The sequence below is a fragment of the Gryllotalpicola ginsengisoli DSM 22003 genome (genome assembly GCF_000419445.1).
Classification (GTDB): Bacteria; Actinomycetota; Actinomycetes; order Actinomycetales; family Microbacteriaceae; genus Gryllotalpicola; species Gryllotalpicola ginsengisoli.
Map to the genome: position 1 here is coordinate 127,810 of NZ_AULK01000001.1, position 24,280 is coordinate 152,089.

Below are 24,280 nucleotides of genomic sequence, written 5' to 3' on the forward strand. Positions count from 1 at the left end.
CCGACGCTACCGGAAGGCCGCTCAGGCGTGGGGCTCGACGAGCTGGCGCGAGAGGTGGGCGCGCACGACGGCACCCATGTCGACCGCGCTGCCGAGCAGCAGCCACTGCGTGCGCAGCCCGTCGATGAGGGCGAGGAGCTCGCCGGCGGCGGTCGCCGGGTCGCACCCGGGCCGCAGCACGCCGGCGTCGTGGGCGCGCCGGTAGGTGCGGGTGACGACGTCGAGCCTCTGCCGGTACCGCTCGGCGAAATACCCGTGCGCCGGGTGCTCGGGATTCGTGGCGGCCTCGCCGACGAGCACCGTGAACAGTTCGACGGCGCTGCGATGGGCGGTGTTGTAGTCGACGAGGCCGACCATCGCCTCCAGCGCTCGGCAGGGGTCCTGGACCGAGTCCGGGTCCGGCAGGTCGTCGTCTCCGGCGCCGCCGCGGTCGAGGACCTCGTGCAGCAGGGCCTCCTTGTTGGGGAACTCGGCGTGCAGCTGGGCGTAGGTGACGCCCGCGAGCGCGGCGACGCGCACCATGGTCGCGCCGTTGTAGCCGGCGAGACGGAACGCCTCCGTCGCGGCGTCCAGGATCCGGCGGCGCATCGCGGTCATCGCCTGCGTGTCGGTCGCGTTCACAGCACCTCCGTCACTTGATTCTGCAGGTGCGCGCGGAACGCGGCCACCATGTCGAGCGCGCCGTCCGAGAGCAGCCACTGCACCTGCAGGCCGTCCATCAGCGCCGTCAGCTGGATGGACGCACGCACGGGGTCGATCCCGGGCTTGAGAGTGCCCTCGGTCGCCGCGCGCCGGTAGGCGCGTTCGATGCCGCCGCGCAGCCTCTCGTAGCGCTCGACGAAGAAGTCGTGCGCGGGGTGGTCGGCCGCCGTGGCCTCGGCGGAGAGGATGACGAACAGTTCGACGATGCGCCGGCGGGTGGCGTTCAGCACGACGAGGCCGAGCAGTTGCCGCAGCGCCTGGATGCCGCTGTGCCGGTCGAGCTGTATGCGCTCGTCATCGATCTCGTCGCGGTGCTCGAGCACCGCGGTCAGCAGCTCCTCCTTGTCGCGGAAGATGCGCGAGACGGCACCGGTCGACAGTCCGGAGAGCTCCGCGATCTTGCGCATCGACGCCGACCGGAAGCCGACCTCGCTGAACACGAGCGTCGCGCTGTCGATGATCTCGAAGCGCCGCTCGTCGGCAGCGGTCGTCTGCCTCGGTTCGCGCAGCCTCACGCCCTCAGATGTACACCGTGCCCGGTCAGACCGGAAGACGCGCGCGCCACCAGTCCAGCATCACGTCGAAGCGCTGCACCCGGTGCCGGGGGCGCCCGCCGCGGCTCAGCTCGTGGTTCTCACCGGGGAAGACGACCAGCTCGGTCTCCACGCCGTTCTTCTTCAGCGAGTGGTAGTAGCGCTCGGCCTGACCCAGCGGGCAGCGCAGATCCTGCTCCGAGTGCAGCACGAGCGTCGGCGTGGTCACCTGGCCGACCTTCGCCTGCGGGCTCTGCTCGGCGATGCGCTCCGGGTCCTCCCCCACGTACTCGGCGCCGAAGAACGACCCGATGTCGCTCGTGCCCTCGAAGTACGCGGGGTCGAGGAAGCCGCGCTCGACGATCGCGCCCTTCCAGCGGTGGTCGTGCGCGATGGTCCACGCGGTCAGGTAGCCGCCGTAGGAGCCGCCCATGATTCCCACCCGTGACCCGTCGAGCCGGCTGTCTGCGGCGACCGCGCCGTCGAGGAACGCGAGCACGTCGTCGAGGTCGACGGTGCCCATGGCGTGACGGATGGCCCGGCCGTGCTCCTGCCCGTAGCTGCGGGAGCCGCGCGGGTTGCAGTACACCACCGCGTAGCCGGCGCCGGCGAACACCTGCGTCTCGTCGAAGGCGTGCACGCCGTACTCGGCGAACGGGCCGCCGTGGATCATCAGCAGCACCGGGTGCGGGCCCTCGCCCTCGGGAACCGCCACCCAGCCGTGCACCGGGTAGCGGTCCTTGCTCGGCACGGTGAGCTCGGTCGGCAGCACCATGCCGGCCTCGCGCACGGCGGCGGAGAAGTCGGTGAGGGTGCGCAGCGAGCCGGGCTCCACGACGGCGACGTCGCCGAAGGTCTGCGGGTCCTGGTAGGAGACGACGATGCTCGCGCCGGCCGCGTCGACACCGGTCACCTCGAGATCCCCCTCGGTCAGGGCGGTGACGGCGCCGGCCGCGTCGATGTGCAGCAGCTGGTGGGTGCCGCGCCGGGACTCGATGACGAGAGCGGACCCGTCGCCGCGCGGCACGATCGTGCCATACATGCCGCCGCCGCCGATGTCGTAGGCGTCGGGGTCGGTCAGGCGGCGCGGTGCGACACCCGGCTCGTCGATGACGTAGAGGGACGAGTTGCGGCCCACGAAGTCGGTGCCGCTCTCCCCCACCTCGCCGGCGAGGAAGAACAGCCGGCCGTCGGGTGCGTACTCGACCGCGTCGATGGAGAAGTCACCGTGCTGCAGCGTCGCGTCGACCGCCTCGCCGCCCGCGACGGGCACGAGCAGCACGCTCGAGCGCAGGTCGGTGTCGCGGGTCTCGTGCACGGCGGCGACGACGGCGAGCGTGCCGCCGTCGGGCGAGAAGGAGAAGTCGCCGTGGTCGACGGGCGCGCTGGTCACCTGACGCGGCTCGGCCACCGCGGGGCGCGGCTCGGCCGGGCCGTCCACGGATGCGACGGGCTGCACGATCGGCTCGGCCTGCACGTCGGGCACCGGAACCACGAAGACGTGGTTCGGCCGGTCGCGGTAGTAGCCGAGGCCGTTGGCGGTGCGGCGGAAGGTGTCGAAGCGGCGCGGCGGCTCGGCATCCGCCCCCACGCCCTCGACCGTGCCGTACCGGCCCTGCTCGGGCTCGCGGCTCGAGAACGCGAGGGTCGTGCCGTCCGGCGCCCAGGCGAAGGCGCCCACGCCGAGCTTGCGGTCGGTGACCTGCACCGGTTCCCCGCCGCCGGCGTCGACGACGTACAGCTGCGCCGGGCCCTGCGGCTGTGCGCGCAGGAATGCGATCAGCGTGCCGTCGGGCGAGTACTGCGGGGCGGTGTCGCGGAAGCCGCGGGTGAGGCGGAACGCGCCGCCCGCGTGCGCGCCGAGCGGCACGATCCACAACTGCCCGACGTAGGAGTCGGCGTCGAGGTCGGGGCGGGTGACCGAGACGACGGCGACCGAGCCGCGCGGATGCACGGACGGCTGCGAGACGGAGTTCAGCAGGGGCAGATCGGCGGGCTTCACGCTCACTCCTCGGTGAATTCGGAGGTGTCGCCGACCAATCGGGTGTGGTCGGCGGGGATCGGGTCGACGGCCGCCTGCGCCACCTCGGCGGCGAACTCGGCCACGTTGTACAGCTTGCCCGCCGACTTGCGCCGCTCGTCGATGGCGCCCGGGTTGAGCCGGTTCAGCAGGGTCGCGGTGATCGTTCCCTCGATCATGTCACCCGAGACGACGACGAAGCCGACGCCCTTGGCCTCGAGCGCAGGGATCAGCTCGCGCAGCGCGTCCTCCCCCGCGCGCTTGGAGCGGGCGACCGGCTCGTACTCGGGCATGGTCGGGGTGGTGCGGATGAAGTGCGCCTGGTGGCTCGTGACGAACACGACGCGCGCGCCCTCGCCGAGCAGCGGCAGCGCCGCGCTCAGCACGCTCACCTGCGCGTCGCGGTTGAGCTTGAGCGCGTAGTCCTCGCCCATGCCCGACTCCATGCCGCCGGAGGCGTTCAGCACGAGGATGTCGAGGCCGCCCCACTCCTGCCGTACGCGGTCGAACATGGCGGCGACGGATGCCTCGTCGGTGAGGTCCGCCCCGATCACGAGCGCCTGTGCGCCCTTCTCGGCCAGGGCGGCCTGCAGCTTCAGCGCCCGCGCCTCCTTGTTGCGGTAGTTGATGACGACCTTCGCGCCCGCCTCGGCGAAGTAGCCCACTGTGTCGGCGCCGATGCCCCGGCTCGACCCCGTCACGAGAGCCCGTTTTCCAGCGAGTGATCCGGGGGCGAGGGGGTTCGTCACGTGTGCTCCTTGGTGCTGATGGGCCGAGAAAAAAGGGCCACCGCCGAGCCTAGCAAGCCACTAAGGTTGCCCCCATGGGCGGGTACGAGTGGATCATCTGGGCGGGGCTCGTGATCCTCTTCGCCGTCATCGAGATGGTCGCCGGCGAGTTCACCTTCATGATGCTCGCCCTCGGCAGCCTCGCCGGGCTCGTCGCCGAGCTGGCCGGCGCGCCGTGGTGGCTCGCCTTCCTGATCGCCGCCGCCGTCGCCGTGCTCGGCATCTTCCTGCTGCGCCCGCCGCTGCTGCGGCGCCTGCGGCGGGGCGCCGACCCGGCCAAGAGCAACATCGACGCGATCATCGGCTCGACCGGGCGAGTCACGCTCGCCGTGACCGGCACGGGCGGCCAGGTGAAGCTCGTCAACGGCGAGACCTGGAGCGCCAGGCTCGCGCCGGACCATCCGGGGGATCTCGCGCCCGGCACCGAGGTGCGGGTGGTGGCCGTCGACGGGGCATCCGTCGTCATCGAGGCGTCGCATGACGCCGTGAGGGGGAAGCAATGACCGCAAGTGGCGTGTTCGTGACGATCGTCGTGATCATCGTCATCATCTTCGTGCTGGTGACGATCTTCCGGGCGATCCGGATCGTGCCGCAGGCCCGCGCCGGTGTCGTGGAGCGGCTGGGCCGCTACCACAAGACGCTGCTGCCGGGCCTCAACCTGCTGGTGCCGTACATCGACCGGCTGCGCCCGCTGATCGACCTGCGCGAGCAGGTGGTGTCCTTCCCGCCCCAGCCGGTGATCACGGAGGACAACCTGGTCGTCTCGATCGACACCGTCATCTACTTCCAGGTGACGGATGCCCGTGCCGCCACCTACGAGATCGCGAACTACCTCGCGGCCGTGGAACAGCTCACCACCACCACGCTGCGCAACGTGGTCGGCGGCATGAACCTCGAAGAAGTGCTCACCAGCCGCGACAACATCAACTCGCAGCTGCGGGTCGTGCTCGACGAGGCGACCGGCAAGTGGGGCATCCGTGTCGGCCGGGTCGAGCTCAAGTCGATCGACCCGCCCGCCTCCATCCAGGACTCGATGGAACAGCAGATGCGCGCCGAGCGCTCCCGCCGCGCCGCGATCCTCACCGCCGAGGGCACGAAGCAGTCCGAGATCCTGAACGCGGAAGGGTTCAAGCAGTCCGCGATCCTCAAGGCGGAGGGCGACAAGCAGGCCGCGATCCTGCGGGCCGAAGGCGAGGCGCAGGCCATCGCCACGGTGTTCAGCGCCATCCACGAGGGCAAGCCCGACGATCTGCTGCTGGCCTACCAGTACCTGCAGACGCTGCCGCTGATCGCCAACGGCCAGGCCAACAAGGTGTGGATGATCCCCTCCGAGCTGACGAAGGCGCTGAACGGCATCGGCGACGCGTTCGGGGCGAAGGCCGCCGCCGACAAGGCCGCCGGCGGCACGACCGCGGAGTAGCTCCTGGGCCGGGCCGGCCGCGACGGCGGCTTCTTCTCCCCCGCCCCGCCGCGGGTGCTGGCGCACCGGGGCCTCGCCACGAGCTCGCCGGAGAACACGCTGCTCGCCTTCGCGAACGCGCTGGAGGCCGGTGCGGCGTACCTGGAGACCGACGTGCACGCGAGCTCAGACGGCGTGGCGATCATCAGCCACGACCCCGATCTCGGCCGGGTGGCTGGCCGGAAGGCGGCGATCCGCCTGCTCACCGCCGTGGAGCTCGCCGGCGTCGACCTCGGCGCCGGGCAGACGTACACGACGCTCGAGGACGCGCTGACGGCGTTCCCCGACGCGCGCTTCAACATCGACGTGAAGAGCCGGGATGCCGCGGAGCCGGCGGCCCGGGCCATCCGTGCCGCGGGCGCGCTGGGGCGCGTGCTCGTGACGAGCTTCGACGACGCGACCCGGCGCGCGACGCTGCGGGCACTCGGCGGCGAACACCGGGTCGCCACCTCGGCATCGCGCCGCGGGGTGATCGGGGCGCTGCTCGGAGCGTGGCTCGGCCTGCCGTTCCTCGTGCGGCGGGCCTTGGACGACGTCGACGCGGTGCAGGTGCCGGAGCGGATGGGGCGCATCCGCGTCGTCGGCCCCCGGTTCCTCGACGCCGTGCATCGCGCCGGCGTCGAGGTGCACGTGTGGACGGTCAACGACGAGGCCACGATGCGCCGGCTCCTGTCGCACGGCGTGGACGGCATCGTCACCGACCGCGCCGACGTGGCCGTCGCGGTGGTGCGCGAGCTCGCCGCCGGGTGAGACTGGCAAGTCCCTGTGACGGCGATGCCGCCGGGAACGGGCGGGTACCTGAGGGCGTTAGACATGCACGGATACGTGTCAAGCAAGGAGACCACCATGGCAGATCGAAGCTTGCGCGGCATGAGGCTGGGGGCCCAGAGCCTGCAGAGTGAAGAGGGCGTCAGCTTCTCGCCGCGTGTCACCTACACCTACGCGTGTGCGCACTGCGGCCGCGAGACGTCCATGGTCTTCGCCGCCGAGGCCGAAGCCCCCGACGTCTGGGAGTGCAAGTACTGCGGTCGCGAGGCGACGCTCATCGTCGACGACAAGCCCGTCGAGGTCGACAAGGCCGACGCGAAGGCGCCGCGCAGCCACTGGGACATGCTGCTGGAGCGCCGTACCGAGGCAGAGCTGGAGGAGCTGCTGCAGGAGCGCCTCGAGTACCTGCGCTCGCGCCGCGGCCAGGGCAAGGGCACCAAGAACACCATCGACGCGTAGGCGTCAGCGGATCACGGCCGGACCCATCGGGTCCGGCCTTTTCCGTATCAGCGCGGCCGCCGCGGCGAGCAGCAGCCCGAGCGCGCCCGCCGTCGCGCACGCCACTTCGATCGGCTGCGCATCACGGATGGCCGGGGTGATGCCCGTCGCGAGCGGCACGTCCCCCACCAGCTGCCCCGGCTTGTAGGCGGGGATCGACGTGATGGTGCGGCCGTCGGGGCCGATGATCTGGCTCGTGCCGACCGTGGAGATGTTCACCACCGACCGGCCCGCCTCCACCGCGCGCATCCGCGCGATCGCGAGCTGCTGCACGTTCTCCTTGGTCTCGCCGAAGTCGGCGTTGTTGGTCTGGGCGAGGATCAGCTGCGCTCCCCCGTCGATCATCTGCGGCAGCTGCCGATCGTCGATGATGTCGAAGCAGATGGAGATGCCCGCGGTGATGTCGCCGATTGAGAACACGTTGGGCTTGGTGCCGGGCGTGTAGTCGCGCTGCACGAGGTCGACGAGACTCGGGGCGATGGCGTGGAAGAACGCGCGGTCGGGGATGTACTCGCCGAACGGCACCGGCAGCTGCTTGTCGTACTCGGCCTCGAGTCCTTGATCAGCGTCCCAGAGCAGCGACGCGTTGTACGTCTTGTCGCCGTGCTCGGTGATCGCCCCGACGACGAGCGGCGCGCCGAGCGCCTGCGAGAGCTCGCTGAGCACCTTGGCGCTGTCGGGGTACTCCAGCGGGTCGAGGTCGGCGCTGCCCTCGGGCCAGACCACCATGTCGTATTTGCCGGTGCCGATCAGCTTCTCGGTCGCTTTGATCTGCGCGTTCTCCACGTCGCCGAGGTCGTGCGGCTGGAAGTACCCGGCCGGACCGTCGCCCTGCACGGCCGCGACGCGCGTGGTGCCCTGGGTCGGGGTGGGCCAGGCGGGCACCGCCAGCACGACGGATGCGGCGAGCAGGGGCACGATCAGCCGGGTCATCCGTGCCACGTCGCCGGCCTGCACGCACGCGAGAGCCAGCGCGGAGAGCCAGACGAGCAGGAAGCTGAGGCCCGCCACGCCCACCCAGGCCACGAGGTGCGTGAAGGGGCTCTCGGACTGCGAGTAGGCGGCGCGGCCCCAGGCGAACCCGGTGAACGGCCAATGGTCGGTGACGAGCTCGCGCAGGGTCCACAGCCCGGCGATCACGACCGGCAGCGCGCCGATGCGGCCCCACCGCCCCGGCCAGGCGCGCGGCCCCCAGCGGTAGGCGAGCGTGAAGAGCAAGCCGGCCACCGCCCAGAACGCCGCCTCGGTGATCGACAGGGCGAGCCACGGGATCGGGCCGAGATAGAGCGCCGTCCAGTTGATGTGGGCGAAGTAGAAGGCGATGCCGCCGGCGAAGCCGGTCAGCAGCGCGCCCCACGCCGAGCGGCCCTGCTGCGCGTAGAGCAGCAGGGCGAGGCCCGGGAAGACGAGGATCCACCAGTAGTGGTCGGGGAACGCCCCGTCGTACACGACCCCTCCGGCGGCCGAGAGCAGCACGGCCGCCCAGAGCGGAACGGGCCTGCCGCTCACGCGACGCTCGAGTAGGCGACGATCCCCCGTCGCACCGCGTCGATCGCCAGTCGCGCCCGCACGCCGACCTCGCCCTCGGCGACCACCGAGAGCTGGTCGAGCAGGTCGATGGTCTGCTTCGCCCAGCGCACGAAGTCGCCCGCGGCGAGCTCGGCCTGGTCGAGCACGCCCTCGAGGTGGTTGCCGCGCGCCCATGCGTGCATCGCCGGCACGAGGCCGATCGACAGCGGATCGCTGCCGGGCAGCTTCGCCTCGCGCTCGATGTCGTCGAGCTCGGCCCACAGCTTCTGCGTCTCGTCGAGCGCGCGGCGGAACGGGCCCTTGGGCAGGTAGTAGTCGGGCGGGTTCACCTCGTCGCGCCGCGGCTCGAAGACGATCGCGCAGGCCATGGCCGCGAGCGACGGCACGTCGAGCTCGTTCCACAGCCCGCGGCGCAGGCTCTCGGCCACCAGCAGGTCGCGCTCGCCGTAGATGCGCCGCAGGCTGCGCCCGGCATCCGTCAACGCCACCTCGCCGCTCTCGTCGGCGCGCAGGTAGTCGATGCGCAGCAGCACGTCGGTGACCCGGTCGAAGACGCGGGCGACGGCGCCGGTGCGGTTGCGGATCTGCGAGTTGAGCTGGTCGGTCTCGCGCTTCAGCCGCCACCACCGCTCGGCCCAACGGGCGTGCTGCTCGCGCTCGGCGCAGCCGTGGCAGGGGTGCCTGCGCATCCGCGTGCGCAGGTCGGCGAGCTCGCGCTGCACCTTCGCCTTCGCCGCGTTCGACTGGCCGTGCATGCGGCTGTTCGCCTTCTCCAGGTCGCTGACCTGGCGGCGCAGCGCGGCGTACTCGGAGAAGTCGCCCAGGTGGCAGCGCATCGCCTCGGCGTAGCCGGCCAGGCTCTCCTCCCGCTTCCGCACCGTGCGGGCGAGGTCGACGACGGCCCGGTCGGCCTGGAACTGCGCGAACGACGACTCGAGGATCTCGCGTGTGCGGTGGCGGCCGAACTGCTCGATCAGGTTCACGGCCATGTTGTAGGTGGGCCGGAAGCTCGAGTTGAGCGGGTACGTGCGGCGGGAGGCGAGGGCGGCGACGGCCTGCGGGTCGAGCCCGTCGACCCACTGGATGACCGAGTGACCCTCGACGTCGATGCCGCGCCGACCGGCCCGGCCGGTGAGCTGCGTGTACTCCCCCGGCGTGATCGGCACGCGCGCCTCGCCGTTGAACTTCTCCAGCCGCTCGAGCACGACCGTGCGGGCGGGCATGTTGATGCCGAGCGCGAGCGTCTCGGTCGCGAAGACGACCTTGACGAGCTTCTTCTGGAACAGCTCCTCCACGACCTCCTTGAAGGCCGGCAGCAGCCCCGCGTGGTGCGCGGCGACGCCGCGCTGCAGGCCTTCGAGCCACTCCCAGTAGCCGAGCACGGCGAGGTCTTCGTCGAGCAGCGTGCGGGTGCGCTCTTCGACGATCTGGCGGATCTCCTCGCGCTCGCCCGACTCGGTGAGACGGATGCCCGAGCGCATCACCTGCTGCACGGCCTGATCGCACCCGGCGCGGCTGAACACGAAGAAGATCGCCGGCAGCAGCCTGCGGTGCTCGAGCAGCTGCACGACGTCGGGCCGGTCGAGGCGGAATCCGAAGCCGTTGCCGCGGCCGCCGCGGCGCCTTCCCCGGTCGCTGCGGTCACGGGAGCCGGAGGGCCGCCCGCCGGCGCGGGCCAGCTGCACCAGCTCGGGGTTCACCTTGATCGCCGAATCCCGACCGGCTCCCTCGAACAGGTCGACGAGCTTGCCGCGCACCAGCACGTGCTGCTCGAGCGGCACCGGCCGCTCCTCGGAGACGATCACGTCGGTGTCGCCGCGCACCGCCTGCAGCCAGTCGCCGAACTCCTCGGCGTTCGACACCGTCGCCGAGAGCGAGACCAGCCGCACCTGCTGCGGCAGGTGGATGATGACCTCCTCCCACACCGCGCCGCGGAACCGGTCGGCGAGGTAGTGCACCTCGTCCATCACGACGTAGGCGAGGTCGGCGAGCAGGTCGCTGTCGGCGTAGAGCATGTTGCGCAGCACCTCGGTCGTCATGACCACGATGCGGGCGCGCGAGTTGACGTTGGTGTCGCCCGTGAGCAGGCCGACGTCGTCGGCGCCGTAGCGCTCGACGAACTCGTTGAACTTCTGGTTCGACAGCGCCTTCATCGGCGCCGTGTAGAACACCTTCTCGTGCGGGGTGGCCATGGCCAGGTGCACCGCGAACTCGGCGACCGCCGTCTTGCCCGCGCCGGTCGGGGCGGCGACCAGCACGCTGCGGCCCTCTTCGAGGCTGGCGCACGCGTCGTACTGGAACGGGTCGAGGTCGAAGCGCACCACCGACCGGAACTCGTCGAGCCGGGGGGTGTGGGAGCGGCGGCGGGATGCCGCATACCGCTGCGCCGGCGAGAGCTGGTCGGTCACCCGTCCATGCTATGCGCCGGGCGCCTCAGCGGCTGGGCGTCGGGGTCCGAGTGGCCGTGCCCGGCTGGAACGCGATGCCGCCCGCCCCGATGGCCTGCGCCGCCACGGGCATGCCGGCGATGCGCTCCGCCTTCTCCAGCACGGCGGTCGGAACGGCGGTTCCGTCATCGACGGCGATGGAAAGGCAGATGCCCTGACCGGCTATCGGGCCGACGAGCTGGATCCGTGAGTCGATTTCTGCGAGTTCTGCTCCGACGCGGTTGCCGGCGCGCTCTTGCTCGAACAGCGTCCACTGCGCCTCGTGCAGGTGGACGTGTGAGCCCGCGGGGGCGAGGAGCTGCTGGACGTTCGAGGGCACCTTCCCGACCCAGAACACATGGAGATCGGAACCCGACATGACGGTGCCCGCGAAGCCGTAGTCCTCGCCATCCGCCGTGACCAGCTCGCCGCCCTGGGTCGGATCCACCAGATCGATCAGCTTCTGGGCGGCGTCTTCGGTGGCGGCGTCCGCCTTCGCGTCGGACGCCGAGGAACCGGAATAGCTCGTCCGGCAGCCGTCCGTGTGCAGCACGGTCGAGGCGGCATCCGACGCGGCTTCTGCGCCGGCCGCCCCGCCCGCACGTGCGGCGCACCCGGTCAACACGGCCGAAGCCGCGAGCGCGGCGGCAGCGAGCATCAGCGCGGCTGGGTGCGAACGCCGCGCTGGCATCGGTGCTCTCCGTTCCACGCCGTGCCCCGTCTAGGAGAAGCGAATGCAGTTCTCAGAAGAGTGGCGGGTCGCGCCGCAGAGTGATACCCCCAAGCGGGGGGTCAGGTCGCCAGGTCGGCCTCGAGCTTGTCGGCCATGCGCGAGGCGCGCCTGTCGTGCAGCCAGGCGACACCGGCGGCGGCGAAGTACAGCACGATCAGCGGCACGGCGAGGATGAACATCGACACGATGTCGGTCGACGGCGTGGTGAGCGCCGCGAACAGCACCGCGGCGAGCACCGCCCACCGCCACGCCTTGAGGATCGACGCCGCCGACATCACGCCGACCATGTTCAGCAGGACGATGAACACCGGCGAGACGAATCCGATGCCGACCGCGATGATCAGCTTCAGCACGAAGGCGAAGTAGTCGCTCGCGTTCAGGATGGTGGCGTCCTGGTCGGGGGCGAAGCTCGCGAACAGGGTCACGATGTGCGGGGTCACGTACCAGCCGAACACGCAGCCGCCGAGGAAGAGCGGCACCGCCGAGAAGAAGAACCCGAACACGTACCGCTTCTCGCGGCCGGTGAGCCCGGGGGTGAGGAACGCGAAGATCTCGTACAGCCACAGCGGACTCGAGCCCACCAGGCCGACGTAGAAGGACAGCTGCATGCGCAGGTCGAACGCGGAGGTGAGAGTCGGGTAGTTCAGTTGCGCGTGCCGTTCGCGGGCGATCTCCTGGATCGGAGCGCGGAGCGCATCCCAGATGAACGGCTCGATGAACCAGCCGGCGATCGCGGCGACCACGACGCCGGCGGCGGCGATGAGCCCGCGATTGCGCAACTCGACGAGGTGCTCGCCGAGCGACATGCGCCCTTCGTCGTTCTTGGGGGCTCGCCCGGCCTTGGCAGACGGGCTCACGACCTACAGCTTGTCGTCGGGGGTGGTCTGCTTGTCGGCGGGGGCGGCGCTGCCCTCGCGCGACGGCTCGCCGTCCTTGGCCTCGTCGGCCTTCGCGTCGTCCTTGAGGCCTTTGACCTCCTTGCGGAAGATGCGCATCGACTGGCCCAGGCTCTTGGAGACCGCCGGAAGGCGGCTCGCACCGAACAGCAGCACGATGATCACGAGGATGATCAGCAGATGCCAGCCGCCCAGGTCACGGAGGAAACCCATGGTTCACACGTCCTTATGTTGTTCCGAGTGCGCGGGCAGGGTCCGCGCATCCCGCAAAGTCTAACCTCACGCGCGCCCCCTCGACCGATACCGGTCGAGCGCGGCTTGCGCCCAGTCCGCGACCGCCTTCCGCGCCTCGGGCGGATCGGTCACCTCGAGCAGGCCCGGCAGCGAGGCGACCAGGCGTTTGAGGCCGTGATAGTGGGCGACACGGATGCGGGTGCGCACCCGTCCCTCGCCGTCGGGGACGAGCTTCGACTCGGCGGTCAGGTACTCCGCCACCGTCGGAATCGCGCTCTCGGCGATGCGCAGGCCCACCCACAGGTCGTCGGCGCTCGGGTCGAACAGCGTCTCCGACAGGGCCACGTCCTCGGGGGTGTGCTGCACCTTCTCTCCGGTGGCGATCGGATGCTGCATCCGATCGACCCGGAAGATGCGGACATCGCCGCGCAGGTGGCACCACCCGCGCAGGTACCAGGTGTCGTCGCGGCTCTCCAGCCGCAGCGGGTCGACCGGGCGCCGCTCGTGCTCGCCGCGCGAGTTGAGGTAGTCGAACTCGACCCGGGTGCCCGTGTCGAGGGCGGCGCGGATTACCCCGAGCGCCGCGTCGGCGACCCCCCGGTCGATCGCCACGGCCGGCGGCGTCGCCGAGGCGCCCCGGGACAGCTTGGCCATCAGGGTGGCGATGGCGGCCCCGTCGGCGCGGCCCGGCAGCGCCTGCAGGTACTGCAGCCCGGCGATCAGGGCGGCGGCCTCGCGGGCCGAGAACTTGGGCGCGTCGTCGATCGCCACCCGGTTGGTCAGGTAGATCTCGTCGGCGTCGTCGAGGGCGTCCCAGTCGATGTCGAAGAGGTCCTCGGGCCCGTAGGTCGCGGTCGCCCCGGGCACGCCGAGGCCGGTGATGCGCTCGACCTGGGCGCGCAGCTCCTCCTCCCCCACGCCGAAGTGCGCGGCGGCGTCGGCGACCTTCACGCCGGGGTGGTCGATGAGGTAGGGCACGAAGGAGAGCAGGAACGCGAGGCGATCCTGGGCGAAGGCGGGTCTGGTGGGTCCGGCGGCGCTCATGCGGCGCCCTCCGCCTCGGCGTGCTGCCAGAGGATCGCCTCGAGGCGCGAGACCACCGCCTGCTTCAGGTGCTCGGGCTCGATCACGAGAGCCTCGGGGCCGTAGCCGGCGAGCTCGTCAGCGAGCAGCGCCAGGTCGGAGTAGTGCACCGTGAGCACGGTGGCCTCGGGGTCGTCTCCCCCGAAGCGCCTGCCGAGCCGGGCGGCCGCGTCACTGCCCGGAACCACCTCGACGGTCGCGGTCTGGCGGTCCCAGACGCGCTGCAGGTCGGCGACGGCCCGCGCCGCCTGGTCGCCGGCCGGCGGCTCGAAGTAGGTCTTGGTGCCCTTCACCTCGCCGACGATGCGCGAGAGCAGGAAGGTGAGCGGCCGGTCGGCGTGGTCGAGGCCCTGGAACAGCCAGCGGCCGCGGAACTGGAACACCGCGAGCGGCTTGATGGTGTGCGGGCGGGCCGAGGTGCGCCCGGGGCGCAGGTAGGGGAAGGTGACGATCTCGTGCCGCTCGATCGCCTCGGTGAGCGGCGCGAAAGCCGGCTCGAGGGCGCGCAGCCGCGGCGCGTAGCCGAGCATCACCCCGTCGGGCTCGACGCCGAGCGCGCGCAGCTTGATCAGCGCCCGCCGCGAGTCGCCCGAGAGGGTGCCCTCGCGCCAGACGGCGCCGGCCAGCTGCAGCAGGCCGAGCTCGGTCGGGGTGAAGGTGACGTCGCCGGGCAGCTCGTAGTCGCCCTTCGGGATGCGGTAGCGCTGCAGCTGGTTGTTGCCCGGCTCCCCCGGCGGGTCGACGGTCTCGAGCGGCAGCCCCAGCTCGCGCAGCGCGTCCTTGTCGCGCTCGAACTGGCGCTCGAGGTTTGCGTTGGGGCCGTCCGGGTCGTACTTCTGCGCGTATCCGTCGACGGTGGAGAGGATCTGCTCCTTGGTCAGGCCGTGCTCGGTCGCCAGCAGCGCCAGCACCAGGGAGAACTGGCGCTCCTCCGGCGGGATGATTCGGGGCACGGTCTCGATTCTAGGAGCGCCCGTGCGCCCCGGTCGGTCAGCTGGCGGGCAGCACGCCGAGCAGGTCGACGACGGTCACCTCGGCCTCGCCGTCGTCCGACTTCGATGCCGGGATCAGCACCTCCACCTGGGAGCCGATCGTCTGCCCGATGAGCGCCTTCGACAAGGCCGTGCCGTCATTCAGCTGCTGCGCGGCCGGCGATCCGCTCTCCCAGGTTCCGGTCGCGCTGGTCTTGTCGCTCCAGGTCACGGTCTGCGTCTGGACGAGCAGCGTGTCGGACTTCTTGGTCTTCGCCCCGTCGCCCTTCTTGAGCACGGCGGTCTGCAGCTTCTTCGGCTCGGCCTGGTCGGCCGGGATCACGATGCCGGGGCGCCCGTCGGTGTCGAGCACGACCGTCGGGAAGCCCGGCGTGGCGGGGCGCGCGTCGCCGGTCGCCCGGCCCGGCACCGCCGCCTCCACGTCGACCACGGCGGCGATGGACTGGCCCTTGGCCGCGCCGAGATCGGAGGCGCCGTCGTTCGGAGAGATCACGACCGCGAGTCGGGAACCGGCTGTGGCGCACTCCAGCGCGTGGGTCAGGCCCTTGCCGATCTGGTCGGTGGCCACGGCGAAGTACCCCGATTCGGTCTGCCCCGGCTCGCCGTTCGCCGGGTTGTACAGCGTGACGGAAAGCTCGGCGGCGCTGCCCTCTTCGACCTTGGCGCCGTCTCCCTTGATCAGCGTGGTGGCCTGGGTCTTCTTCGCGTTCAGCGGCGACGGGACCGTCGCCTTCGGGTCCTTGCCGAACTTCCCGGTGGCCGTGATCGCCTCCGAGGCGGCACCGCTCTTCACCGAGCAGGACTGGTCGGAACCCGACGAGGCGCAGCCGGTCAGGGCGGCGCCGGCGAGAGCGGCGATGACGATCAGGGCGGGGACGCTGCGGCGCACGGATGCTCTTTCGATTCGGGACTTGCGTTGGGCGGGTGACACTCTAACGGATCGGATTATGTGCCCTGCGGGTCGGCCTCGTCGGGCTCCCCCACCTCGCCGAGCTGCCGGGCGTCGGCGATGCGCTGCGCCTCGCGGGCCTTCTTGCGCAGCACCTTGGCGCTCTTCCCGCGCTCGCCGAGCGCGCCCGGCGTCCACGCCTCGACGTCCTCGTCGGTGTAGCTCGTCTTGCTCGCGCGGCGCTTCGGCTCGGGCAGCACGGCGCCCGGCGCGAGGCGCCGCGCGGTGACGAGGAACCCGGTGTGACCGACCATGCGGTGGTCGGGGCGCACCGCGAGGCCCTCGACATGCCAGCCGCGCACGATGGTCTCGTCGGCGTCCGGATGCGTGAAGCATCCGATCGCCCGGATCGCCTCGGCGGTGCGGCTGAGCTGCGTGACGGTCGCGACGTAGGCGATGAGCACCCCGCCCGGCTTGAGCGCGGCGGCGACGGCGGGCAGCGTCTCCCACGGGGCGAGCATGTCGAGCACGACCCGGTCGACGGATGCCTCGCCGAACCGCTCGGGCAGCGCGTCGGTCAGGTCGCCGACGGTCACGGACCAGTTGTCGGGCCGGTAGCCGAAGAACGCGGAGACGTTGCCCGCGGCGATGTCGGCGAACTCCTCGCGGCGCTCGAAGCTCGCCAGTCGCCCGGCCGGGCCGATGGCGCGCAGCAGCCACAGGCTGAGCGCCCCGGAGCCGACGCCCGCCTCGATCACGGTGGCGCCCGGGAAGATGTCGGCGCGGGCGAGGATCTGCGCCGCGTCCTTCGGGTAGACGATGGCCGCGCCGCGCGGCATCGACATGACGAAGTCCTTGAGCAGGGGGCGCAGGGCGAGGTGCTGCTCTCCGCTGGAGTTGGCGACGACGACCCCGTCGGGCTGCCCGATCAGGTCGTCGTGGGAGATGAAGCCGCGCGCGGTGTGGAACCGCTCGCCGGGCACGAGGGTGATCGTGTTCAGCCGGCCCTTGGGGCCGGTGAGCTGCACCCGGTCGCCGGCGCGGAACGGGCCGGAGAACGCCGGGGTGTTGACGGCCTCGCTCGCCTCGCTCACGCGGCACCCGCCTTCGCCTCGGCGAGCTCGCGCACGTCGGCGACGCTGCGGCCCTCGAGCGTCGGCCACAGCGTGTGCTCCCCCGTCTCGGGGAGCGGCACGAGGTGCGGCACGCCGACCGCGATGGTGCCGGCCGCGACGGCGGCGGCGAGGCCGCCGAGCGAGTCCTCGAACGCGACCGAGCGGGTCGGGTCGACGCCCAGCCGGCGGGCGGCCTCGAGGTACGCCTCGGGGTGCGGCTTGGGGTGCTCCACCATGTCGCCGGCCACGATCGCGTCGAACGGGTCGAAGGGGATGTAGCTGGCGATCTGCTCGGCCATGCGCCGGTACGACATGGTGACCAGCGCGGTCTTGATGCCCGCCTCGCGCACGCTGCGCAGCAGCTCCTGCGCGCCGGGGCGCCACGGCACGCCGGCCTCGGCGAGCTGCTCGGTGACCTTGTCGGTGAGCCGGTCGATGACGGTCGGGATGTCGAGGTCGACGCCGCGCGCCTGCAGCACGGCCGCCGACACCTCGAGGCCGTTGCCGACCAGGCTCAGCCCGTCGTCGTGCGTCCAGGTGCCGCCGTAGGCGTGCACGAGCTCGCTCTCGGCCCGCATCCAGTACGGCTCGGTGTCGACGAGGGTGCCGTCCATGTCGAAGAGGACGGCCTGGGGCAGGCTGGTCACGGGGTACGAGTCTATCGGCGGCAGCCCCGCCGGCCCGGCGTGCGCGACCGGCCCGGCGCCCCGGCGCGGGAGTGCCGTCGGGCCTATCCTGGTGGGACGCGATGGACCCGATGCGGTGACGAGGTGGCGTTTGACTTCTGACAGGGGTGTTCTGGGCGGCCGGATCCTGGTCGTGGCCTTCGAGGGCTGGAACGACGCGGGCGAGGCGGCGACCGGTGCGGTGCGGGCTCTGAAAGACGTGCTCGACATGGTTCCCCTGGCCGAGATCGATCCCGAGCTGTACTACGACTTCCAATTCACCCGGCCGGTCACCAAGTTCGACGAGGACGGCCGGCGGGTGCTGGAGTGGCCGGGCGCCGTGCTCTACGGCCCGGCACGGCCGGACGAGCAGCCGCGCCCCCTCGCCGAGGACGCCCAGCTGCGGGTGTCGGGCGCGAACTCCGGCAACATCTACCTGCTGCTCGGCACCGAGCCCTCGCGGGCGTGGAAGGCGTTCTCCGCCGAACTGCTCGACGCCGCGCTCGCCGCGGACATCGAGACCATCGTGTTCCTCGGCGCGATGCTCGCCGACGTGCCGCACACCCGGCCCATCTCGGTGTACGTCTCGAGCGACAACCCGGCGCTGCGCCGCGAGCTCGACGTCGAGCGGTCGAGCTACGAGGGCCCCACCGGCATCCTCGGCGTGCTCGGCCAGGCCGCCGAGGAGGTCGGCATCCCGACCCTGTCGATCTGGGCGTCGGTGCCGCACTACGTGCACAACGCCCCTTCGCCCAAGGCCGTGCTGGCGATCATCGACAAGCTCGAGGAGCTGATCGACGTGACGATCCCGCGCGGCGACCTCGTCGAGGAGGCCGCCGAGTGGGAGCGCGGCATCGACGCGCTGGCCGGCGAGGACGAGGACATGGCCGCCTACATCGAGCAGCTCGAGCAGGCGCGCGACACGGTGGACTCGCCCGAGGCGAGCGGGGAGGCGATCGCGCAGGAGTTCGAGCGATACCTGCGCCGCCGCACGGACCGCGGCGACGGCGGGACCGCCGGCGGCGGCCCCGGCCCGAACGAGCCCTGGCGCCCGAACAACTGAGGGGTGGCGCCTACAGCTGCACGCCGAGCAGCAGGTGCACGGCGGCGCGCAGCTCGGGCGAGAGACCGCCCCGGGCGACCGCGGCGTCCACCGCGGCAAGGGCCCGAGGCGTGTCGAGGTCGTGGTGCAGGGCCTCGCGCAACTCGAACAGTTCGCCCTCCTCGCCGCCCGTGACGGGGGCCGTCCGCCACGCGGCGAGCCGGGCCTCGGCTTCGGCGAGGCCGGCGTCGGTCCACTCCCAGTCGTCCCGGTAGCGGTGCGCGAGCACCGCGAGCCGGATCGCCCGCGGGTCGACGCCGCGGCCGACCAGCTCGGAGACCTTCACCAGGTTGCCCAGCGACTTGGACATCTTCTCGCCCCGGTAGGCGACCATGCCGGCGTGCGCGTTCACCCGCGCGAACGGACGGCCGGTGAGCGCGGCGGCGTGCCCCGAGCTGAACTCGTGGTGCGGGAACAGCAGGTCGGAGCCGCCGGCCTGCACCGTGATCTCCTCGCCCAGCTCGTCGAGCGCGATGACCGCGCACTCGATGTGCCACCCGGGCCGGCCCTCCCCCACGGGCGACGGCCACGACGGCTCCCCGGGCCTCGCGGCGCGCCACAGCAGCGGGTCGAGCCGGTCGCGCTTGCCCTCGCGGTCGGGGTCTCCGCCGCGTTCGGCGAACAGGGGAAGCATCCGCTCGCGATCGAGCCCGCTCTCGGCACCCAGAGCCCACGGCGACACGTCGGCCGCCGCGGTCGCGTCGAAGTACACGTCGACGCCGTCATCGGATGCCTCGGGCGCCGGCACCGCGTACGCGAGTCCCCGCGCGACCAGTTCGGCCACCGCCCCGCCGATCGGCCCCACGATGTCGGTGACCGCCACGAACGCGTCGGGCGGGATCACCGAGAGCGCGGCCATGTCGGCCCGGTAGCCGTCGACCTCGGTGCGGGCGAGCTCGCGCCAGTCGACGCCGTCGCGTGCGGCCCGCTCGAGCAGCGGGTCGTCGACGTCGGTGACGTTCTGCGCGTAGCGCACCTCGAAGCCCGCATCGCGCCACACCCGCTGCAGCGTGTCGAAGGCGATGTAGGTGGCGGCGTGGCCGAGGTGCGTGGCGTCGTACGGCGTGATGCCGCACACGTACAGCGTCGCGACATCGCCGCCGGGCGCCGCGGGCACGAGGCCGCCGGTCGCGCTGTCCCACAGCAGCGGGGGCTCGGAACGGCCCGGCACCTCGGGCAGTGCCGGGCGATCCCACGCGCGCATCAGTAGGTCTTCAGCAGATCGGCGAGCACCGCCCGGCCGAACGCGAGCGCGTCGACCGGCACGCGCTCGTCGATGCCGTGGAACATGCCGGGGAAGTCGAGCTCGGCCGGAAGCCTGAGCGGCGCGAAGCCGTACCCGGTGATGCCGAGCAGCGAGAGCGCCTTGTTGTCGGTTCCGCCGGGCATGAGGTAGGGCAGCACCGGCACGCCCGGGTCGTGCGCGCCGAGCGAGGCGGTCATCGCGTCGACGAGCGGACCCGTGAACGGATGCTCCAGCCCGATGTCCCGGTGCGTGATCTGCAGCTCGACCTCGTCGCCGACGACCTCGTGCAGCGCGGCGAGGATGTCGTCCTCCTGCCCGGGCAGCGGCCGGATGTCGATGCGCGCCTCGGCGCGCTCGGGAATGACGTTGGCCTTGTACCCGGCCGACAGCACCGTCGGATTGGTGGTGGTGCGCAGGGTGGCGAGGATGAAGCCCGCGGCCGAGCCGGTGCGCAGCACGATCTCGTCGGGGCCGACCTGCTCGGGGTCGGTGCCGAGCATGCGGCCGAGCTCGCCGATCAGCTCCTGCGTGGTGTCGGTGAGCTGCACGGGCCACTCCAACTGGCCGATCGCGGCCACCGCCTTGGCCAGCTTGGTCACGGCGTTGTCGCGCACGAGCCGCGAGCCGTGCGCGGCGGGCGCGGTGGCCACGAGCCGCGCCCAGATGAGCGCCTTCTCCCCCGTCTGCAGCAGGTAGGCGCGGCGCCCCTCGACGTCGATCGAGTAGCCGCCGACCTCGCTGATCGCCTCGGTCGCGCCGGCGAACAGCTCGGGGTGCTCGCGCACCAGGAAGTGGGAGCCGTAGATGCCGCCGTTCTCCTCGTCGGCGAAGAACGCGATGACGAGGTCGCGCTCGGGCTGGCCGCCGCCGGCCAGCACGTCGCCGAGGGCGGTCAGGATCATCGCGTCCATGTTCTTCATGTCGACGGCGCCGCGGCCCCAGAGCAGGCCGTCGCGGATCTCGCCGCCGAACGGGTCGACGCTCCACTGCGCCGGGTCCGCGGGCACCACGTCGAGGTGGCCGTGCACGACGAGCGCGGGCTTGGAGGAGTCGCGGCCGGGCACGCGCGCGACGACGCTCGTGCGGCCCGGCTCGGCGTCGAAGGACTGCGGCGCGAGCCCCAGCGCCTCGAGCTTCGCCGCGACGTACTGCGCCGCCTCGGTCTCGCCGTTCGACTTCCCGTCGCCGAAGTTGGAGGTGTCGAAGCGGATCAGCTCGCTCGCGATGGTCGCGGTCTCGTCGGGTTCCGGGCGTGCGGCGGCGTCGGTCATACGCCTACGCTACCGGGCGCCCGCGGCACCCGTGGCGGCACCCGGCGGGTGCCCGCCCCGGGGCCGCCGGCCTGCGCGGGAGGCGCCGGGATCCGTGCTAAAGTCTCTCTTCGGCGGTTGCAGCGCAAGCTGCTCTCACCGCAGCGCGCGGGTGGCGGAATAGGCAGACGCGCTAGCTTGAGGTGCTAGTGCCCGTATTAGGGCGTGGGGGTTCAAGTCCCCCCTCGCGCACACCGGAGAACCCCTGGGAGACCAGGGGTTCTTTTCTTTGCGCGTTACGGATGCCGCGGCCGCGGGCACCTCGCTGCCAGGAGGTGATCGGCATGACCGACGCGACGAACCGCGAACCCTTCCAGACCGGCCCCGTGATGGACGGCGCCCTGGATGCGACGCTCGAGGAGCAGCTGCGCGGCATCCTCAGCCAGGTGCAGTCGGAGGCCGCATCGAACGACGGCGTGGACGTGGAGGTGCTGCTGCGCCAGCGGCTCGACGAGACCGGCCTCGAGGTCGACGACGTCACGTTCGACCAGCTGGTCGTCGAGGCGCGGCGGGCCGAGCCCGAGGGCGACCTCGAGCCCGGGGCGACGCTGGAGGAGCCGGACTAGGGCCGGGTGACGGACACGGGGCGGGTGGCGGATGCGCGAAGCATCCGTCACCCGCACGTCTCTCGCCCGGCGTCTACTGCCCCGACGTCTACTGCGCTGTGATGACGCCGGTCGCGAGCAGGATCGCCACCACGACCGCGACCAGGATGCGGTACCAGATGAACACGCTGATGGGGTGCCGCGCGACCAGCCGCAGCAGCCACGCGATCGACACGTAGGCGACGATGAGGCTGACCAGCGTGCCGATCGCGGTCGCCCCCCAGCCGACCGAGGCGCTGATGTCGGAGGCGGAACTGGCCGCCTCGAAGCCGCCGGCGGCGACGAGCGCCGGGATGGAGAGGAAGAAGGAGATGCGGGTGGCCGCCACGCGGTCGAGCCCGCGGAACAGGCCCGCGCTGATCGTCGCGCCGGAGCGGGAGACGCCGGGGACGAGGCTGAAGCACTGCACGACGCCGATGAAGATCGCGTCGGTCAGGTTCATCCGCTCCTCGTTGCGCTGTTTCAGGGCGACGCGCTCGGCGAACCACATCACGGCGCTCCACACCACGAGGGCGACGGCGACCACCCAGAGGTTGCGCAGCGGACCCGAGATGAGGTGCCGGGCGAGCAGGCCGATGATGCCGATCGGGATCGAGCCGATGATGACGAACCAGGCCAGGCGGTAGTCCTGATCGCGGGCCGCGCGGTTCGCCAGGCCGCGGAACCAGGCCGTGATGAGGCGCACGATGTCGCGCCAGAAGTAGACGATCACCGCGATGATCGCGCCCACCTGGATGATCGCGGTGAACGCGGTCACCCCGTTGTCGTCCACGGACAGCCCGAGGAGCTTCTCGACGATGGTGAGGTGCCCGGTGCTGGAGACGGGCAGGAACTCGGTGATGCCCTCGACGATGCCGAGGAGGACGGCCTGCAGGAAGTTCACCTGCCGAGGCTATCGGAGCGCGTCCTCAGACTTCTCCAAGGGCGTCGCGGTTGGTGCGGAAGACGCGGCTCGTGCCGAGCAGCCCGTGCCGCTCGAGCTCGACGCGCAGCACGGCGCGCGCCCGGCTGTAGTCGACGGCGACGCCGCGTTCGGCGGCCCACGCCCGCGCGTCGCGCAGCACCGCCGCCCCCGTCGCGTCGATGCCGGTGACCGCCTCGCAGTCGAGCACGAGCCGGGTCACGCCCTGCCCCTCGGCGGCGACTGCGGCACGGATGCCCCGCGCCAGCGCCCCCGCCCCCGCGGAGTCGATCCGCGCGGCGTAGCGCACGATGACGACCCCGGGGGCGCTCGTGCGCGGCGGCGGCGCCCCCTTCCGCAGCGACGCGATGGGGCGCCCGTCGGCGTCGACGACGTCGATCGGCGGCTCGGAGGCCCGCCCCAGCAGGCGCAGCAGCGACAGCGCGGCGGCGACCCCCAGGCCGGGCAGCGGGCCGAGCGCCAGCACCGCGGCGAAGCATGCCGCGGCGAACAGGAATTCGCCGGGAGCGCCGCGCCACAGCGCCCGCGCCTCCCCTGCGCGCAGCAGCGGCCAGGTCGCCACGACGGCGATCGCGCCGAGCGCCGGCGTCGGCAGGGCGGCGAGCGCGTCGGGGGCGAGCAGTGCGGTCAGCAGCACGAGCAGGGCGGCGACCAGGGTCGGCAGCTGTCCGCTCGCCCCCAGCTCGTCGAGGCGCCGCCGGTGCACCTGCGACGGCCCGATCGCGAACCCTCCGCCGAGCCCGGAGGCCGCGTTCGCGACGCCGAGCACGAGGCCGTGCCGGCCCGACGGCACGGCGCGGGCGGGATCGGCGTCGAGCTGCAGGGCGAGCGCCGTCAGGGCGAGCACGACCGCGCCGGGCACCACCTCGGCCCACTGGCCGGCGGCCTGGGCGGGCCACGCGAGGCCGACCCCGTGGGGCGCTCCCCCGACGACGGAGACACCGTGGCCTGCGAGGCCGAACACCTCGTAGGCGGCGATCGTCGCGGCCATGACGGCGAGCTCCCACGGGAAGAGGCGCAGGATGCGCCGCCCCACGAGCAGCACCACGAGGGCGATCGCGGCGAGGAGCAGCCCCCAGGCGTCGGCGCGCGGCAGGCCGGTGAGGAGCGCGGCGACGTGCTGCAGGAAGGACTGGGTCGAGGTATCCGTCACCGTGTCGGCGAGGCGGATGCCGAACATCGCCGCGATCTCGCGCACCACGAGGTCGAGCGCGACGGCTGCGCCCACGCCGAGCAGGGCGGGGCGCGGAAGCAGGTTCGCGACGGCGTTCGCGCGCAGCAGGGCGAGCAGGGCGAGCACGCCGGCGGCGACGATCGCCTGGGCGGCGGCCAGGCGCAGGTACTCCCCCGTGCCGGGGCGGGCGAGCGGGGTGAGGGTCGCGGCGACGAGCACGACGAGCAGGGCGTCGGGTGCGGCGGTGAGCCGGCCGGCGCCTGCGAACAGGGCGAAGAGGATGCCCGGGACGATGAGGGCGTACAGACCCGCGGCGGCCGGGAGCCCGGCGAACTGCGCGAAGGCCATGGCGACCGGCGCGGCGGTCGCGGCGAGCGGGATGCCCCGCAGTGCGTCGCCGCGCCAGCTGCGCCGCGTCGTTCCCGCCAGCAGTGCCATGGCCTCATTCTGGCCGCGCGCCAGGCGGTCGTGGCGGCGCCCGTGGCCGCGCCCGTGTCAGCGGCTCGTGCCAGGCTGGTGTGCGCCTCCTGGACGTTCGGTTGATGTTCGATGAAGGCGGATTCCCCGCCTTGATTTCATCGAATGGAAGT

Annotated in this window: 24 protein-coding genes and 1 tRNA gene; 7 read left to right on the top strand and 18 right to left on the bottom strand. The window is 72.1% G+C overall.

All coding sequences use genetic code 11. From position 1 onward, the window contains the following. Window positions 1–21: 21 nt before the first annotated feature. The 4 genes from H563_RS0100590 to H563_RS0100605 are packed head-to-tail and all read right to left on the bottom strand — an operon-like array spanning window position 22 to window position 4,004. Window positions 22–621: a TetR/AcrR family transcriptional regulator gene (locus H563_RS0100590; RefSeq protein WP_027478930.1), complete on the bottom strand. Its 600-nt coding sequence runs from the start codon at window positions 619–621 to the stop codon at window positions 22–24. Further along, window positions 618–1,217 carry a TetR/AcrR family transcriptional regulator gene (locus H563_RS14330; protein WP_022880686.1) on the bottom strand — a complete coding sequence of 200 codons (600 nt, stop codon included), beginning with the start codon at window positions 1,215–1,217 and terminating at the stop codon, window positions 618–620. Before H563_RS14330 ends, H563_RS0100590 begins: the two co-directional genes overlap by 4 nt. Before the next feature lie 25 nt (window positions 1,218–1,242). Next, window positions 1,243–3,237 carry a S9 family peptidase gene (locus H563_RS0100600; protein ID WP_027478931.1) on the bottom strand — a complete coding sequence of 665 codons (1,995 nt, stop codon included), beginning with the start codon at window positions 3,235–3,237 and terminating at the stop codon, window positions 1,243–1,245. 2 nt (window positions 3,238–3,239) lie between these two features. After that, window positions 3,240–4,004: an SDR family oxidoreductase gene (locus H563_RS0100605; RefSeq protein WP_022880688.1), complete on the bottom strand. Its 765-nt coding sequence runs from the start codon at window positions 4,002–4,004 to the stop codon at window positions 3,240–3,242. A gap of 74 nt (window positions 4,005–4,078) precedes the next feature. Here H563_RS0100605 and H563_RS14335 point away from each other — a divergent pair, with 74 nt between their 5' ends. The 4 genes from H563_RS14335 (at window position 4,079) to H563_RS0100625 (ending at window position 6,729) form a co-directional block, all read left to right on the top strand. Beyond that, entirely contained in the window at window positions 4,079–4,546 is a 468-nt protein-coding gene (locus H563_RS14335) for an NfeD family protein (protein WP_022880689.1), read from the top strand. After that, window positions 4,543–5,463, top strand: coding sequence for an SPFH domain-containing protein (locus H563_RS0100615; RefSeq protein WP_027478932.1), 921 nt, complete (start codon window positions 4,543–4,545; stop codon window positions 5,461–5,463). Before H563_RS14335 ends, H563_RS0100615 begins: the two co-directional genes overlap by 4 nt. A 54-nt stretch (window positions 5,464–5,517) precedes the next feature. Further along, window positions 5,518–6,252: a glycerophosphodiester phosphodiesterase family protein gene (locus H563_RS0100620; RefSeq protein ID WP_022880691.1), complete on the top strand. Its 735-nt coding sequence runs from the start codon at window positions 5,518–5,520 to the stop codon at window positions 6,250–6,252. 96 nt (window positions 6,253–6,348) lie between these two features. After that, window positions 6,349–6,729: an RNA polymerase-binding protein RbpA gene (locus H563_RS0100625; protein WP_027478934.1), complete on the top strand. Its 381-nt coding sequence runs from the start codon at window positions 6,349–6,351 to the stop codon at window positions 6,727–6,729. Window positions 6,730–6,732: 3 nt separating this feature from the next. On the opposite strand, the gene lnt is transcribed toward H563_RS0100625, so the two are convergent. From lnt to H563_RS0100675, 10 genes are all read right to left on the bottom strand, one after another. Further along, a complete protein-coding gene (gene lnt / locus H563_RS0100630) occupies window positions 6,733–8,277 on the bottom strand; it encodes an apolipoprotein N-acyltransferase (RefSeq protein WP_022880693.1) in 1,545 nt (514 codons plus the stop codon). Then, on the bottom strand, window positions 8,274–10,706 hold the full coding sequence (locus H563_RS0100635; protein WP_022880694.1) for a DEAD/DEAH box helicase: 2,433 nt from the start codon (window positions 10,704–10,706) through the stop codon (window positions 8,274–8,276). The genes lnt and H563_RS0100635 overlap by 4 nt, the downstream gene beginning before the upstream one ends. A 25-nt stretch (window positions 10,707–10,731) precedes the next feature. After that, a complete protein-coding gene (locus H563_RS0100640; RefSeq protein WP_022880695.1) occupies window positions 10,732–11,382 on the bottom strand; it encodes a hypothetical protein in 651 nt (216 codons plus the stop codon). 134 nt (window positions 11,383–11,516) lie between these two features. After that, window positions 11,517–12,314: a twin-arginine translocase subunit TatC gene (gene tatC / locus H563_RS0100645; RefSeq protein ID WP_245556801.1), complete on the bottom strand. Its 798-nt coding sequence runs from the start codon at window positions 12,312–12,314 to the stop codon at window positions 11,517–11,519. A 3-nt stretch (window positions 12,315–12,317) separates the two neighbouring features. Next, entirely contained in the window at window positions 12,318–12,566 is a 249-nt protein-coding gene (tatA, locus tag H563_RS0100650; protein ID WP_022880697.1) for a Sec-independent protein translocase subunit TatA, read from the bottom strand. A gap of 66 nt (window positions 12,567–12,632) precedes the next feature. Then, on the bottom strand, window positions 12,633–13,631 hold the full coding sequence (locus tag H563_RS0100655; RefSeq protein ID WP_022880698.1) for a helix-turn-helix transcriptional regulator: 999 nt from the start codon (window positions 13,629–13,631) through the stop codon (window positions 12,633–12,635). Beyond that, window positions 13,628–14,623, bottom strand: a complete 996-nt coding sequence (locus tag H563_RS0100660) for a helix-turn-helix transcriptional regulator (protein WP_022880699.1) — start codon at window positions 14,621–14,623, stop codon at window positions 13,628–13,630. The genes H563_RS0100655 and H563_RS0100660 overlap by 4 nt, the downstream gene beginning before the upstream one ends. Window positions 14,624–14,660: 37 nt before the next feature. Continuing rightward, a complete protein-coding gene (locus tag H563_RS0100665; protein WP_022880700.1) occupies window positions 14,661–15,551 on the bottom strand; it encodes an FKBP-type peptidyl-prolyl cis-trans isomerase in 891 nt (296 codons plus the stop codon). 56 nt (window positions 15,552–15,607) lie between these two features. Next, window positions 15,608–16,645 carry a tRNA (adenine-N1)-methyltransferase gene (locus H563_RS0100670; protein WP_022880701.1) on the bottom strand — a complete coding sequence of 346 codons (1,038 nt, stop codon included), beginning with the start codon at window positions 16,643–16,645 and terminating at the stop codon, window positions 15,608–15,610. Next, complete coding sequence (locus H563_RS0100675; protein ID WP_022880702.1) at window positions 16,642–17,313, bottom strand: HAD family hydrolase; 672 nt, start codon at window positions 17,311–17,313, stop codon at window positions 16,642–16,644. Before H563_RS0100675 ends, H563_RS0100670 begins: the two co-directional genes overlap by 4 nt. 130 nt (window positions 17,314–17,443) lie before the next feature. Here H563_RS0100675 and H563_RS0100680 point away from each other — a divergent pair, with 130 nt between their 5' ends. Then, window positions 17,444–18,394 (top strand): proteasome assembly chaperone family protein, encoded by a 951-nt coding sequence (locus H563_RS0100680; protein ID WP_022880703.1) that lies wholly within the window; start codon window positions 17,444–17,446, stop codon window positions 18,392–18,394. Window positions 18,395–18,404: 10 nt separating this feature from the next. On the opposite strand, the gene mshC is transcribed toward H563_RS0100680, so the two are convergent. Further along, window positions 18,405–19,637: a cysteine--1-D-myo-inosityl 2-amino-2-deoxy-alpha-D-glucopyranoside ligase gene (mshC, locus tag H563_RS0100685; RefSeq protein WP_022880704.1), complete on the bottom strand. Its 1,233-nt coding sequence runs from the start codon at window positions 19,635–19,637 to the stop codon at window positions 18,405–18,407. Next, on the bottom strand, window positions 19,637–20,950 hold the full coding sequence (locus tag H563_RS0100690) for a M20/M25/M40 family metallo-hydrolase (RefSeq protein ID WP_022880705.1): 1,314 nt from the start codon (window positions 20,948–20,950) through the stop codon (window positions 19,637–19,639). The genes mshC and H563_RS0100690 overlap by 1 nt, the downstream gene beginning before the upstream one ends. A 145-nt stretch (window positions 20,951–21,095) precedes the next feature. Here H563_RS0100690 and H563_RS0100695 point away from each other — a divergent pair. Further along, window positions 21,096–21,181, top strand: a tRNA-Leu gene (locus tag H563_RS0100695). A 92-nt stretch (window positions 21,182–21,273) separates the two neighbouring features. Next, window positions 21,274–21,555 carry a hypothetical protein gene (locus H563_RS14340; protein WP_155864940.1) on the top strand — a complete coding sequence of 94 codons (282 nt, stop codon included), beginning with the start codon at window positions 21,274–21,276 and terminating at the stop codon, window positions 21,553–21,555. Between the two features lie 88 nt (window positions 21,556–21,643). Here H563_RS14340 and H563_RS0100705 read toward each other — a convergent pair whose 3' ends face one another. Together H563_RS0100705 and H563_RS0100710 are read right to left on the bottom strand one after the other, a co-directional pair. Further along, window positions 21,644–22,477 (bottom strand): undecaprenyl-diphosphate phosphatase, encoded by an 834-nt coding sequence (locus H563_RS0100705; RefSeq protein WP_022880707.1) that lies wholly within the window; start codon window positions 22,475–22,477, stop codon window positions 21,644–21,646. A 25-nt stretch (window positions 22,478–22,502) separates the two neighbouring features. Further along, window positions 22,503–24,128 (bottom strand): SulP family inorganic anion transporter, encoded by a 1,626-nt coding sequence (locus tag H563_RS0100710; protein WP_022880708.1) that lies wholly within the window; start codon window positions 24,126–24,128, stop codon window positions 22,503–22,505. Window positions 24,129–24,280 lie beyond the last annotated feature (152 nt).

What these genes read in the sequence shown, in the direction of transcription:
- H563_RS0100690 (WP_022880705.1), bottom strand. Translation starts at nt 20,950, where the DNA reads ATGACCGACGCCGCCGCACGCCCGGAACCCGACGAGACCGCGACCATC.
- H563_RS14340 (WP_155864940.1), top strand. Translation starts at nt 21,274, where the DNA reads ATGACCGACGCGACGAACCGCGAACCCTTCCAGACCGGCCCCGTGATG.
- H563_RS0100615 (WP_027478932.1), top strand. Translation starts at nt 4,543, where the DNA reads ATGACCGCAAGTGGCGTGTTCGTGACGATCGTCGTGATCATCGTCATC.
- H563_RS14335 (WP_022880689.1), top strand. Translation starts at nt 4,079, where the DNA reads ATGGGCGGGTACGAGTGGATCATCTGGGCGGGGCTCGTGATCCTCTTC.
- mshC (WP_022880704.1), bottom strand. Translation starts at nt 19,637, where the DNA reads ATGCGCGCGTGGGATCGCCCGGCACTGCCCGAGGTGCCGGGCCGTTCC.
- H563_RS0100710 (WP_022880708.1), bottom strand. Translation starts at nt 24,128, where the DNA reads ATGGCACTGCTGGCGGGAACGACGCGGCGCAGCTGGCGCGGCGACGCA.
- H563_RS0100655 (WP_022880698.1), bottom strand. Translation starts at nt 13,631, where the DNA reads ATGAGCGCCGCCGGACCCACCAGACCCGCCTTCGCCCAGGATCGCCTC.
- tatA (WP_022880697.1), bottom strand. Translation starts at nt 12,566, where the DNA reads ATGGGTTTCCTCCGTGACCTGGGCGGCTGGCATCTGCTGATCATCCTC.
- H563_RS0100640 (WP_022880695.1), bottom strand. Translation starts at nt 11,382, where the DNA reads ATGCTCGCTGCCGCCGCGCTCGCGGCTTCGGCCGTGTTGACCGGGTGC.
- H563_RS0100625 (WP_027478934.1), top strand. Translation starts at nt 6,349, where the DNA reads ATGGCAGATCGAAGCTTGCGCGGCATGAGGCTGGGGGCCCAGAGCCTG.